Source organism: Glutamicibacter mishrai (genome assembly GCF_012221945.1).
GTDB lineage: Bacteria > Actinomycetota > Actinomycetes > Actinomycetales > Micrococcaceae > Glutamicibacter > Glutamicibacter mishrai.
The window spans coordinates 3,339,493-3,352,546 of record NZ_CP032549.1 but is presented as its reverse complement, the minus strand read 5'-3'; the positions used below and the strand labels follow the sequence as shown (position 1 = coordinate 3,352,546).

General features: G+C 62.9%; 10 protein-coding genes. 7 read left to right on the top strand and 3 right to left on the bottom strand.

Annotation, left to right across the window (positions count from 1 at the left end; genetic code table 11):
* The first annotated feature begins 15 nt into the window (after window positions 1–15).
* Together D3791_RS15585 and D3791_RS16850 are read left to right on the top strand one after the other, a co-directional pair.
* On the top strand, window positions 16–1,836 hold the full coding sequence (locus tag D3791_RS15585; protein WP_172512752.1) for a glycosyltransferase: 1,821 nt from the start codon (window positions 16–18) through the stop codon (window positions 1,834–1,836).
* 90 nt (window positions 1,837–1,926) lie between these two features.
* On the top strand, window positions 1,927–2,694 hold the full coding sequence (locus tag D3791_RS16850; protein WP_281350612.1) for a CatB-related O-acetyltransferase: 768 nt from the start codon (window positions 1,927–1,929) through the stop codon (window positions 2,692–2,694).
* A 21-nt stretch (window positions 2,695–2,715) separates the two neighbouring features.
* Here the strand turns inward: D3791_RS16850 and D3791_RS15575 are convergent, their stop codons facing one another.
* A complete protein-coding gene (locus D3791_RS15575; RefSeq protein WP_022876632.1) occupies window positions 2,716–3,585 on the bottom strand; it encodes a VOC family protein in 870 nt (289 codons plus the stop codon).
* Between the two features lie 126 nt (window positions 3,586–3,711).
* Window positions 3,712–4,572, bottom strand: coding sequence for a carbohydrate kinase family protein (locus D3791_RS15570; RefSeq protein WP_172512750.1), 861 nt, complete (start codon window positions 4,570–4,572; stop codon window positions 3,712–3,714).
* Window positions 4,573–4,718: 146 nt separating this feature from the next.
* Here D3791_RS15570 and D3791_RS15565 point away from each other — a divergent pair, with 146 nt between their 5' ends.
* From D3791_RS15565 to D3791_RS15550, 4 genes are all read left to right on the top strand, one after another.
* The gene (locus tag D3791_RS15565; RefSeq protein WP_172512749.1) at window positions 4,719–6,425 is read left to right on the top strand and encodes an AMP-binding protein; all 1,707 of its coding nucleotides are present in this window, start codon (window positions 4,719–4,721) and stop codon (window positions 6,423–6,425) included.
* Between the two features lie 196 nt (window positions 6,426–6,621).
* Window positions 6,622–8,046: a GntP family permease gene (locus tag D3791_RS15560; protein ID WP_172512748.1), complete on the top strand. Its 1,425-nt coding sequence runs from the start codon at window positions 6,622–6,624 to the stop codon at window positions 8,044–8,046.
* A 27-nt stretch (window positions 8,047–8,073) separates the two neighbouring features.
* Window positions 8,074–9,333, top strand: a complete 1,260-nt coding sequence (locus D3791_RS15555) for a CaiB/BaiF CoA transferase family protein (RefSeq protein WP_172512747.1) — start codon at window positions 8,074–8,076, stop codon at window positions 9,331–9,333.
* Window positions 9,330–10,286 carry a beta/alpha barrel domain-containing protein gene (locus D3791_RS15550; protein WP_022876637.1) on the top strand — a complete coding sequence of 319 codons (957 nt, stop codon included), beginning with the start codon at window positions 9,330–9,332 and terminating at the stop codon, window positions 10,284–10,286. Before D3791_RS15555 ends, D3791_RS15550 begins: the two co-directional genes overlap by 4 nt.
* Here D3791_RS15550 and D3791_RS15545 read toward each other — a convergent pair.
* Complete coding sequence (locus D3791_RS15545) at window positions 10,283–11,083, bottom strand: IclR family transcriptional regulator (protein WP_061952266.1); 801 nt, start codon at window positions 11,081–11,083, stop codon at window positions 10,283–10,285. The genes D3791_RS15550 and D3791_RS15545 overlap by 4 nt on opposite strands.
* A 230-nt stretch (window positions 11,084–11,313) precedes the next feature.
* On the opposite strand from D3791_RS15545, the gene D3791_RS15540 reads away from it, so the two are divergent.
* Complete coding sequence (locus tag D3791_RS15540) at window positions 11,314–13,026, top strand: AMP-binding protein (RefSeq protein WP_172512746.1); 1,713 nt, start codon at window positions 11,314–11,316, stop codon at window positions 13,024–13,026.
* Window positions 13,027–13,054: the final 28 nt, after the last annotated feature.

Sequence of the window (13,054 nt, the reverse complement as noted above, 5' to 3'; positions counted from 1 at the left end):
CCTAAGGATCGGCCCGTGGCATTATCCAGCGAACATCTTGACGCCTATATGGTGACGTGGAAGCTCGAACGAGAATTCGGCGGAATGACCACGGTGTGCACCCAGCGTGCCGGGCTGTTTGCCCAGCGCTATGGCCGGGCTTTTGTGGTGACCTTTAATCGCGCGCCGGATCAGCCGCAGATCGTCGACGAACTGGTCGGCAAGGGCAAGCTTTCCCCGGATGTGCAGGTGCTGAACCTGTACCTGGATCTGGCCCAGCGCGGATTGGCGCCGCAGGAACCGGTGGCCGTCAAGAAGTTCGATCCGGCCATCACTGATCTGGTCCTGGGTGAAACCGTGGCCTATCCCGGGGCGCCCGAGCGCCCTTTCAGCCAGCATTTCACCGATGGCCAGGCTGCGGGGACCGGCCAGACGCGGTTCTTGCGCAAGGACGGCAGCACCTTCCTGATCGACACCAAGGGCTTTGACCCCCAGGGCAAGAAGCGGCGGTGCCTTGAAGTGCTGGACACCGAGGGCGCGGTGATCGCCCGCTTTAATACTGCACCGGCGTTGTACCGGTACTGGCTCAGCTCGCTGGCCGATCACGAGAACTCGCTGGTGGTTATCGACAGCAAGTACACGGCGGCGCTGCTGGATAAGTGGAAGACCACGAAGGTGCCCAAGCTGTACGCCTTCCACAGCATCCACGTGGCCAAGGGCGAGCCGCTGGAAACCGGGCAGCTGAGCAAACCCCATGCGCCGATCATCCAGGCACGCCAGCAGTGGGATGGGTTCGTCTTCCTCACCGCCGCACAGCGTGATGCCTATGTGCGGCGTTTCGGGGATGCCGAGCGCTGTTTCGTGATCCCCAATCCGCTCAAGTCCGGCACCCTGCCTGGCCCGCCGCCGCAGCGCCGCAGCACGCATCTGATCGCGGCCGGATCGCTGACGGCAAATAAGAATGTGGCCGCCAGCATCAAGGTGGTCGCCGAGCTGGTGCGCCGCGGGCATCACCCGGTACTGCATGTGGTCGGCCAGGGCGCGCAGCGCGGCAAGCTCGAAGCGCTATGCCAAGAGCTCGGGGTGGCCGACCAGGTCCTCTTCCACGGGTATTCCGATCGGCTGCCGGAATTTTTCGCCGGCTGCACCGCGCAGCTGTTCACCTCCGCCAACGAGGGGCAGGCCCTGGTCTTGCTCGAGGCGCAGCAGCAAGGCTGCATTCCGGTGTCCTACGACATCAATTTCGGCCCGGCCGATAGCATCCGTGACGGGGTCAACGGCTTTTTGGTGGAGCCCGGGGATCTGCAGGCGATGGCCGACCGGGTCGAGCAGCTGATCACCGATGGGCAGCTGGCGGCCAAGATGTCCGAGCACTGCCGGCAGTTCGCCCGCGAGTATGCCGCCAATGATGTGATCGCGCGGTGGCTGGAGACCAGGAACAAGGCGGCCGCACTCAAGGCCCACAGCACCAGGGAAGACATGCCGGATTTCTCGGCCCGCATAACCTCGCTCGAATTCCTTAAAGATGACGGGCTGGCGCTGGGCGTCAGCGTCCGTGAGCCGCTGCCCCGGCAAGCCGAAATCGAGCTGGTCATCCTCGACCGCGATACCAAGGCCCAGCTGCAGTCGATTGCTTCCAGCGCACGGCAGGATGGGCTGCTGGTGTTCTCCCTGAGCGCGCAGATGCTGCAGGCCGCGGCCGGGGAAGGCTCGCCGAGTGATGTGTATCTGCGGTGCCAGCTTGGGGGCAGCGTGGAGCTCAAGCGCCTGGGCGTGAAGAATTCGCGCACCCTGCCGTACTTCACCTCGCACAACAACCTGTCCTTCAAGCCGCAGACGGGTCAGCAGAAGAAGTAGGGCTCGGTAGGCAGATCACCAGTTGCCCTTCGGCACTCGCTCATGGCGCGCTCAGTTCGCGGCCTTAGACTCGTAGTCATGAAAATCGCGATGTCCCAGTTGCAGCCGCTTTTGCGCGAGTACCGGATCCTATTGGCCGGCCGCGGCGTCGACAGCATGGAAAAGACCGGTGAATCCTATAAGCCCGAAGCCTTGGTGACCTACGAGGCGGACCTGGAGTTGCACCCTTACACCACGTTCTGGGGCACCACGGGATTGGCTTTGGGGCGGATGGGCGCGTTTTCCTATACGCATTCGAGGCTGCACAAGTCCGTAACCGTCGGCCGTTTCACCTCGATCGCCAAGTCCATGAGCGTGATGGGCGCCCGCCACCCGCATGAGTGGGCCTCGACCAGCCCGGTGTTCTACAACCAGCAGCTGCTCGCGCAGACCTATAGCGAAGATCGCGGGGTCACGCTGAATGCGGCGAAGTTCGGCTACAAGCCCGGGAAGATCACGATCGGCAACGACGTGTGGATCGGCGAGAAGGTCACCCTGGGCCATGGCATCACCATCGGTGACGGTGCGGTGATCGCCTCGAATTCGGTGGTGACCAAGGATGTGGCGCCGTATACCGTGGTGGGCGGCCTGCCTGCAAGGGTGATCCGCGAGCGTTTTGCGTCGGAAACGGTCCAGGCCCTGCAGGCCTCGGCCTGGTGGGAACTGGCCCCCGAGGATCTGACGCACTGCGATGTCAGATCCCCGGATCTCTTTGCGGCGCAGGTGCTGCGCGGCCGCGAGCATGGCGATTTCCAGCCGCTGGCAACGAAGCCCTTGACCGCCGAGGTGATCACCGAACACCTGCAAGCCACCGCCTGATCCGTCGCCCGCGGTCTGCGGCTAGGCGACGGCCACGCGCAGCTGGTTGTTCCAGGGATCGTTGAAGCGCAATTCGGCACCGGTGTGATGATGGGTGACGCCAGCGAAACTCAATCGCTGCGCCAGCTTGCCGACCTCATCGGCGGTAGGCACGTTGATCAGCACCTCGCCAAGCCCCAAGGTGTCCTTGCGGGGACCTGCGCCGCGGGAATTCCACACGTTCATCGCCATGTGGTGGTGGTAGCCGCCAGCGGAGACGAATAATGCCTGGTTGCCCAGCGCGGTGGTCTCGTCAAAACCCAGGGTGTCCACATAGAACCGGCGCGCGGTGGCCACATCGCCGACCTGCAGGTGGACGTGGCCGATATCGGCGCTCGCCGATTGCAAGGAGGCCACGGCCTGTTCGCTCAGGTGGGTGTTGAGGTAGTTGTTGGGGTCCAGGTAGATGGTGTCCATGCGCACTTCGCCGTTGTTCCAGGTCCAGGTCTCGCGCGGCCGGTCGAAGTACAGCTCGATGCCGTTGCCTTCGGGGTCGGTGAAGTAGAAGGCTTCGGAGACCAGGTGATCTGAACTGCCGACAAATTTGCTCTGGTCGAATTGCGCGGCCGAGAGCACGGTGGCTGCCAGGTCTGCTTGGCTATTGAAGAGCAATGCGGTGTGGAACAGCCCCGCTTCGCTGCGCGCAGGAAGCTGAAGGCCCGGGGCATTTTGCAGGTTGACCAGCTCCTGGGCACCGCGGCCCAAGCGGGTGCCGTCGGCAGTTTCATCCAGTACCGTCAGCCCCAGCGCTTTTTGGTAGTACTCGCTCATGACCTTCATGTCGCCGACTTTGAGCTGCACGGCGTTCATATGAGTGGCTGCGGCGAGCTTGTCTTCTTTGAGCATGGTCATGGCCAGTGCCTTCTTTCCAATCAGGACTTCTTGTTACCTCCAACCATACGCCAATTTAGTTGAGGCTTCAAGTAAATTGGAATGTTCCGGTCATCACGCTCGCGATCGCGGCACGCGCCATCGGCACTAGGAGAGCAACCGGGCGAGATCTGGATGCAGATGCCGGCTCGATAGCGCCACAGCCGCCGCTCCGGCAGCTGCCTCCAAAGCCGCTTGCACCGATGATCCCCGCTGGTAAGCCGCGAGAAAACCGGCCATGAAGGCATCGCCGGCACCATTGGTGTCGATCACCTCGACCTTTGGCGCAGCCACTTCCCAGCGCCGCCCCTGACGATCCATTGCCACCGCACCCCGCGCTCCACGCGTGCAAATGGCCATTTCCGGGCCATGGCGCAGGCAGGTGGCCATCAGCTCCCACGGATCGCTGGTTGCATCATCGTTCATGAAGACCACCGAGGCCGCCCTCAGGAATGGCAGATGAAATTGGGCCGCGCCATCGAAGTCATGCAGGTCGACCCATAGCGGTACAGGCGGCTCGGCGAGTTGCCTGATAATCCGCAACCCCAACTCGCTCAGGTCAACCACTGCCAGGTCAGCTTCCCCAATGGCCGCGCAGAGGGCATCAGCATCCGCGTCCTCGACAGCTGAGGGCGTTGCCAGATAGATGGATACGCGTTGCCCGCCAGCCATGAGGTTAATATGCCGCTCGGTGCTCACGCTGGAAATCGCTTGCAGGTTGACGCCCGCGCCACCGAGCACCTGTCGCAGCAGGCGCCCCGGCTCATCGTTGGCCAGCGGCGTGAAGAGCGTCGTCGCAACACCCAAGGAACTCAAGTGCAGCGCTTTGCCCGCGGAGGTTCCACCCACGGTGTACCAATCGTTGCGGGCGGATAGCTGCTGAGGCCGAGGGTCGGGCAAGCGGTCGAGCTCAACGAGCTGATTCCAGCTGGATGGACCACAGACGAGCACCTTGGGCATTTGAGTCATGCACTTATTAAATACGCGTGGCATCATCCGATTCAACAGTTTGGCGCCAATTGCACTTTCAAACCCTTGGACTTCAAAGTATATTGGCAAGTGATCTGCCTCACGATGATGTGGGGTGCCCTAGTCCCAGCGACGGAAGGTTAGTTGTGAGCGTTACCGATGAATTCAGAGCAGCCCGAGATCGGCTCCTGGAATTGCGCGAGGACTACGAGGCGGCGCGGGAAGAATTCCGCTGGCCCGAGTTCAGCGAGTTCAACTTCGGCTTCGACTGGTTCGACCAAGTGGCCAAGGATCCGCAACGAGCCGATACGCCGGCACTGATCATCACCGAACGCGACGGCAGCTCCACACGCCACAGTTGGGCCGAGCTCTCACAGCGCTCCACGCAGCTCGCGCGCTGGCTCAGTGATCAGGGCGTGGCCCGAGGCCATACGATCGCAGTGATGCTCGGCAACCAGGTCGAGCTCTGGGAATCGATGCTGGCCGGCATCAAGCTCGGGGCGATCCTGATCCCCTGCACCACGCAGCTGACCCCCACGGACCTGGCCGATCGCATCGAGCGCGGGCATATCCAGTGGGTGATCACCAACCAGGGCGAGATCCAGAAATTCGAGACGGTGCCCGGCGACTACACGCTGATCCAGATCGGTGGCAGCACCGCGGATGGGATCCTCGACTTCGCGCAGTCCTACAACGCCGAAGCCGAATTCCAGCTGGACTCCCCCACGCGCGCCGACGAAACGCTGCTGCGCTATTTCACTTCCGGAACCACTTCCAAGGCGAAGCTGGTGGAGCACACCCACACTTCGTACCCGGTGGGGCATTTGAGCACGATGTTCTGGATCGGGCTGGAACCAGGCGATGTGCATCTGAATGTCGCTTCCCCGGGCTGGGCCAAGCACGCGTGGTCGAATCTGTTCGCGCCGTGGATCGCCGAAGCCACCGTATTCCTCTACAACTATGACCGCTTCGATCCGATCGCGCTGATGAACCAGATGGACACCGAAAAGGTCACCAGCTTCTGCGCTCCGCCGACCGTGTGGCGCCTGCTGATCCAGGCGGATCTGAGCGCTTTGAAGAATCCGCCGAAGAAGCTGGTCTCCGCCGGCGAACCGCTGAATGCCGAAGTCATCGACCAGGTGCAGAAATCCTGGGGCCAGGTCATCCGCGACGGCTTTGGCCAGACCGAAACCACGGTGCAGATCGCCAATCCGCCGGGAGTGCCGATCACCATCGGCGCCATGGGACGCGAGATGCCCGGCTACAACATCGTGCTGCGCGACCCGGCTACCGGCGAGGTTGGGGATCTGGGCGAAATCTGCCTGGTGACCGATCCCCGCCCGCTGGGGCTGATGAAGGGCTACTTCGAGAATCCGGAGAAGACCGCAGAGGTCTTCCGTGACGGGGTCTACCACACCGGGGATATCGCCGAACGGGACGAACGCGCTGTCTTGACCTACGTGGGCCGCGCCGATGACGTATTCAAGTCCAGCGACTACAAGATCAGCCCCTTCGAGCTGGAATCCGTGTTGATCGAGCATCCCGGGGTGGCCGAGGCAGCAGTGGTGCCAGCCCCGGATGAATTGCGCTTGAGCGTGCCGAAGGCCTATATCGTTCCCACGACCAACGCGCAGCCCGGCCCCGAACTCGCGGAGTCGATTTTGGCGCATTGCCGCGAGCACCTCTCGGCCTTCAAGCGGGTGCGGCGCATCGAGTTCGCCCAGTTGCCCAAAACCATTTCGGGCAAGATCCGCCGCGTGGAATTGCGCCAGGCCGAGGAGCGCCGTTTTAATGGCGGCGAACCAGCGGGCAAGGAATACCGGGATACGGACTTCCCTTCGCTGAAATCATAACCACTCTGAACACGCGCCCCGGCGGGCCCCGCAGCTTGTTGCTGCGGGGCCCGCTGCGGTTAAGCGCAAACGCCTGCCGATCGCCAATGACTTAATAGCGACATGAAGTTTACATCGTGGGTTGCAACTCATACTATGAATCAGAGTTTCGTGACCCAGCTCACGTCTACCCGTTATCAACGAAGATCGGATCCCCATGTCAGATACAGCGATTCTGATAAACACCGCCGTGGCCGTGCTCGCCACGGTGCTGCTGATCGTCAAATTCAAGGTCAACCCCGTCATCGGGCTGATCCTCGGCTCCCTGTATCTGGGACTGAGCACGCAACTTGGCATCAGCAAGACCATCGAGACCATCACCAAGGGCTTCGGCGACATCATGATGGAGGTCGGCCTGCTCATCGCCTTCGGCGTGCTGATGGGATCCATCCTCAACGAGGTCGGCGCCATCCGCCGCCTGGTCGAACGCCTGCTCTCGGTGTTCGGACCCAAGGCCCTGCCGTACTCCATGGCGGTAGCCATGAGCACCGTGCTGCAGTCGATTTTCGTTGACGTCCTGATCGTCATCTCGGCCCCGCTGGCACGTCGCATGGCCACCAAGATCGGTCCGATGGGCACCGCCCGGCTGGCCACGGCCATGGCCATTTCTCTGGAGTGCGGCATCATCTTCATGGTTCCCGGCGTCGGCGCCTTGGCGGTAGCCGGCGTGCTGGGCGTATCGCTGGGCAAGATGCTGATCTGCGGCCTGCTCCTGGTGGTGCCAACGGTCCTGCTGGCGGTGCTGATCATGTCCTTCTTGTTCCGCCGCGGGTTCTGGAAGCCAGCGCGCGACGAGCAGAATGTCTTCGAGGAAGATGACTACCCGCAGAGCACCCCGAACGAGCCCGCCCGTGGCAGCGTTGGCATTGACGAGGGCCAGCAGCCACAGGCCGATCCCGGTGCGGTGAAGCTGGCCGTTGGCCCCGAAGGCAAGCGCGAAACCTCGCTGCTGCTGCTCTTCGCTCCCCTGCTGCTTTCGCTAATCCTCATTGCCGCCGGCGCGATCGCCGAAATCGCCAAGTTCCAGAACGGCGTGCTGGAACTGCTGGGCAACCCCGTGGTCGCCCTGCTCATCGGCCTGATCGGCACCACCATCGTGGCACGCGGTGCCATCGGCCAAAAGGGCGTGGAGGACGCGATCAGCACCGGCTTCAAGGAAAGCGGACAGATCCTGTTGCTCACCGGCGCTGGCGGTTCGCTGGCAGCTACCGTGGCCGCCGCCGGACTGGGAGATATCCTCGGCGGATTCTTCAGTGCCAGCGCAGTGGCACCACTGGTGGTCGTCTGGGTGATTGCCGCGGTGCTGCACATCGCCGTGGGCTCGGTGACGCTCTCGGCGATCACCGCCGCCGGCATGCTCGCACCGATCGCCCCGGCACTGGGACTGGACCCGGTGCTCATCGCGCTGGCCGCCGGCGCCGGCTCGCTGTTCATGATCCACGTAACCTCCAATACATTCTGGCTGCTGCAATCCCTGCTGGGCCAAACCGTTCGAGGCGCCCTGAAGTCGGTGACCGTCGGCGTTTCTGTCGCCTCGGTGATCGCTCTGGGGCTCGTTCTGGTCATGAGCATCTTCATCTGATCCCAGCCACCTGACAAGGAGCTACATATGAGCCACCAAGATCGAGCCGCCAAGGCCATCGCCCCGCTGGAAGGCATCCGAGTTCTGGAGCTGGGCAACTACATCGCAGCGCCCACCGCCGGACGCCTGCTGGCGGACTTCGGAGCCGAAGTCATCAAGGTCGAACGCCCCAAAACCGGCGACGAACTGCGCAACTGGCGCCTGAAAAAGGGCAGCGTCTCCATGCTCTATCGCACGATCAACCGGAACAAGAAATCCGTGGTGCTCGACCTGCGCAGCGACGCCGGGCGGGCCGCGGTCCTCGATCTGGTGCGCGAATGCGACGTGCTGCTGGAAAACTTCCGGCCCGGAACCCTGGAGAAATGGGGGCTCGGACCAGAGGAGCTCAGCGCGGCGAACCCGAACCTGGTGATCACCCGGATCTCGGCCTTCGGCCAAACCGGCCCGCTATCCGAACGCCCGGGATTCGCCGCCGTGGCCGAAGCCTTCAGCGGTTTCCGCAACCTGGTCGGCGACCCCGACCGCGCCCCGGTCCGCGTGGGCGTCTCCATCGGCGACTCCATCGCCGGGCTCTACGCCGCATTCGGAGCCGTGATGGCCCTCTTCGAACGCGACCGCAAGAGCACAGGCGATAATCCCCTGCCACTGGACCACCGGATCATCGACGTCGCCTTGCACGAGGCCATGTTCTCCATGATGGAATCGCTGATCCCCGACCAGGGCGCCTACGGCGAATCCCGGACCCGCACCGGAGGACGGATGGAAGGCATCGCCCCGTCCAACGCCTATCTGTGCGCCGACGGGGCAAGCATCGTGGTGGCCGGCAACGGCGATGGGATCTACCGCAGGTACATGGAAGCCATCGGCCGCCCCGATTTGGCCAACGACGAGAACCTGCAATCCAACGCCCAGCGATGGGAACAGCGCGAAATGCTCGACCAGGCCATCGGCGCCTGGAGCGGCACCCTGGACTCCGCAGATGCATTAGCCGTACTGGATGCCGCAGGCGTTCCGGCCGGCCCCATTTACACGGCCGAGGATATCGTCAACGAGCCCCAGTACCAGGCCCGCAATATGATCCAGAACTTCGACGTATCCACCGGCGAGGAGGTGCTCCCCGGGGTCGGATTCCCCGGGATCGTCCCGGTGATGGGCACAGCCTCCCTGCCGATCCGGAACCTCGGCCCGGACCTCGGCGAGCATACCAATGACGTCCTCGGCACACTCCTGGGCTACAGCCCGGAAGAAATCATGAAAGCCATCAGCAGCGAAACGAGCCAAGCATGAGCTACAACTTCACACCAGCAGCCACCCTGCGCGACGTCACCCTGCGCGACGGACTGCAACTGACCGGAAAGCTTTTGAGCACCGAAGAGAAAATCGCGACCGTCCGGGAACTGTTGCGCCTGGGAGTCCAGGAAATCGAGCTCGGCTCCATGGCCCGCGCCGACTTGGTGCCCCCGATGGCCAACACCCTGGAGGTCGCCGAAGCGTTGACTCCGCAGGAACTGGCTCACTGCTGGATCTGGGTGGCAACCCCGGGACATGTGGCTAAGGCCGCGAAGGCGGGCATCACCAATTTCCAGTACTGCCTCTCGGTCTCCGACGCGCATAACCAAGCCAATATCTCGCGAAGCACCGAAGAAAGCATGGCGGCCCTGCCCGAAGCGGTCAGCTACGCCCAGGCCGTCAACGGGAGCATCCAGCTCTGCTTGGCGACCTCCTTCACCTGCCCCTTCGACGGCCAGGTCCCGGAGTCGAAGGTTCTTCAGATCGCCAATGATCCGCGCGCAGAAGGAACCTGCGACATCGTCATCTGCGACACCCTTGGCCAGGCGGTTCCCGCCCAGGTGGCGTCGCTGATCGCCAATGTCCGGGAGAATTCGCCGCAACGGCGCATCGTCTTCCACGGCCACGACACCTGGGGGCTGGGAGTGGCCAATACGCTGGCCGCGATTGCCGCCGGAGCCGAAGTGGTTGATGGAGCTTTGGGCGGCTTGGGCGGTTGCCCCTTCGCGCCGGGAGCCAGCGGCAACACCTCCAGCGAGGACATCCTCTTCGCAACCCGGCCCGACTGGCTGACTCCTGAACGCTTCGGCGAACTGGTCCAGCTCTCCGAGAGGCTCCTGGCGCAGCTGGGCGAGCCGAACCGCTCGAAGTCCGCGCAGGGAGCGCGGTCCAAGGCCAAGGCATTCGAGTGGGTCATCACTACGGACACGGAGCCATCCGCCGCTGGCTAGGCCGGACGGTGGGTCTCGCCGGGGAAACGGCCGCCGATCAGCCGGGTCATGCGCTCGGCGGTTTCCAGCAGCGGTTCCACCCAGCCTTCGCAGACCGCTTGCGGCATGCGCATCGTCGGTCCGCTGATGGTCACCGCGGCCACCAGCCGGGCCGCCGAGTCGAAGACCGGGGCCGAGAGCCCGGACGCGCCGCTTTCCCGTTCGCCGGTGGTGATCGCAAAGCCATCGGCGCGGGTCGCTTCCACGGCCGTCTGCAAATCATCAAGACCGGTAATGGTCGATGAGGTCAGTGATTCCAAGGACCCTTCCACCAGGCGCTGCATCAGCTCCGGCTTCCAGGCCAAGAGGACCCGGCCGGCGGAACCCGCATGCAGCGGCGCCAACTCCCCCAAATGCATTTCGCGGCGCAATACATGGCGAGTTTCGGCGATGCCAACACAGACGCGGTAAACGGCTTCGGCCCGGAATAGGCACGCCGTCTCGCCGGTCGTATCGCGCAGCTCGGCCAATAGCGGGCTGATCACGTCGAGGACTTCCTTGCCACGGGTGGCAGGGGCGGCCCAGTACGCCATTTTCATGCCGATTCGATAGCCATCACCCTCACGATCCAGGAATCCTTGTTCCACGAGGTTCGCCACCAATCGCTGGACCGTAGAGGCCGGCATGGACGTGGCTTCACGCAAATCGGCCAGGGTGAGCACGGGCTGCCGCAAGGAAAAGGAATCAAGTATCGCGCTGATTTTTCCCAGCACAAGAAGCGGGTTCTGTTTCTTGGCGGGAACTTGTTCCTTTGGCATATTTCAGACGCTAGACCATCCGAGCGGTTGCCGTCCAATTGTTCTTCAGCTCCTGCACGGAGGCCACATTGCTCGCCTAATCCATGAATCAGTGGACAAAATTGCGTATAACGGCAACACGACTACGCATGATGGCGCAACAATTCGTCCAAACTGGTCACTCCCGTATATTGAGTGGAAACGAAGGATGATAGCTACGGGCATTGTCGCCCGAAATGCAAAGGACTGCGATGAGCAATACCGAGAAGTTCCGAGCCGCCCGCGACCTGCTTTTGGCCGCGCGCGATGACTACCAAAGAGCTCGGGACGAGTTCACGTGGCCAGAATTCACCGACTTCAACTTCGCCTACGACTGGTTCGATGCCGTCGCAAAGGACCCGCAGCGGGCCGATGAGCCAGCCCTGATTCTCACCGAGCCGGATGGCACATCTGCCCGTTACAGTTGGTCTGAGCTCTCCACGCGTTCCACCCAGGTAGCTCGCTGGCTCTCCGACGAGGGCCTGCAACGCGGGGATGCGATCATCGTGATGCTCGGCAACGAGGTGGCCCTGTGGGAAACCATGCTGGCCGGCATGAAACTCGGAGCGGTCATCATTCCAACGACCACGCAGGTCACCAGCGAGGATCTCGCCGATCGCATCGAGCGAGGCAAGGCCACCTGGGTGATCACCAGCCACGATCATCTGGAAAAGCTCACCGAGGTTCCCGGCGCCTACGCCATCGTCCAGGTCGGCGGCGCCCGCTACCCCGGAACCCTGCACTTTGACGACTCCCATCAGGCGCCAGCCGAGTTCGCATTGGAGACCCCGACCCGCGCCGATGAGAACCTGCTGCTGTACTTCACCTCCGGAACCACCTCCCAGCCGAAGCTCGTGCAGCACACCCACACCTCGTATCCGGTGGGCCATCTGGCGACCATGTTCTGGATTGGCGTCGAGCCCGGCGACGTGCATTTGAACGTTGCCTCCCCCGGCTGGGGCAAGCACGCGTGGTCCAACTTCTTCGGGCCGTGGATCGCTGAAGCCACCGTCTTCGTCTTCAACTATGATCGCTTCGATCCCCTGGCGCTGATGGAGCAGATGGCCAAGGAAAACGTCACCAGCTTCTGCGCGCCTCCCACGGTATGGCGCTACCTGATCCAGGCCGATCTGACCACGCTGAAAACCCCTCCACGCAAACTGGTGTCGGCCGGCGAGCCGTTGAACGCCGAAGTCATTGACCAGGTGCGCACAGCATGGGGCCAGGTGATCCGTGACGGCTACGGCCAAACGGAAACCACGGTCCAAATCGCCAATTCCCCCGGCGAAACGGTTAAGGTAGGCGCCATGGGCCGCCCGATGCCTGGCTACGATATTGAATTGCGCAACCCCACCACCGGCCACGTGGCCGAAGTGGGAGAAATCTGCCTGCGCATCGATCCCCGCCCGGTGGGTCTGATGAAGGGCTACTTCGATGACCAGGCGAAAACCGACGAGGCACTGCGTGACGGGGTCTATCACACCGGGGATATCGCCGAACGCGACGAAGAAGGGATCTTGACCTACATCGGCAGGGCGGACGATGTCTTCAAATCCAGCGACTACAAGCTCAGTCCATTCGAACTTGAATCGGTGGTGCTGGAGCATCCGGCGGTGGCCGAAGTCGCGGTGGTCCCCTCCCCGGATCCGCTCAAGCTTTCGGTGCCCAAGGCCTTTGTCATCCTGGCTGCCGGTTACGAGGCGAACGCGGGCACCGCGGAAGACATCCTGGGGTTCTGCCGCGAGCATCTGGCACCCTACAAGCGCATTCGCCGGCTGGAATTCTCGGATTTGCCGAAGACGATCTCCGGGAAGATCCGCCGGGTGGAATTGCGCCTGGCCGAGGAAGAACAGCATGCCGCCGGGAAGGTTCCGCCCAAGGAGTTCCGGGATACCGATTTTCCTGCACTGAAAAATCGAGGCTAGAGGCCACCCTCGCGAACCATCAAGAACA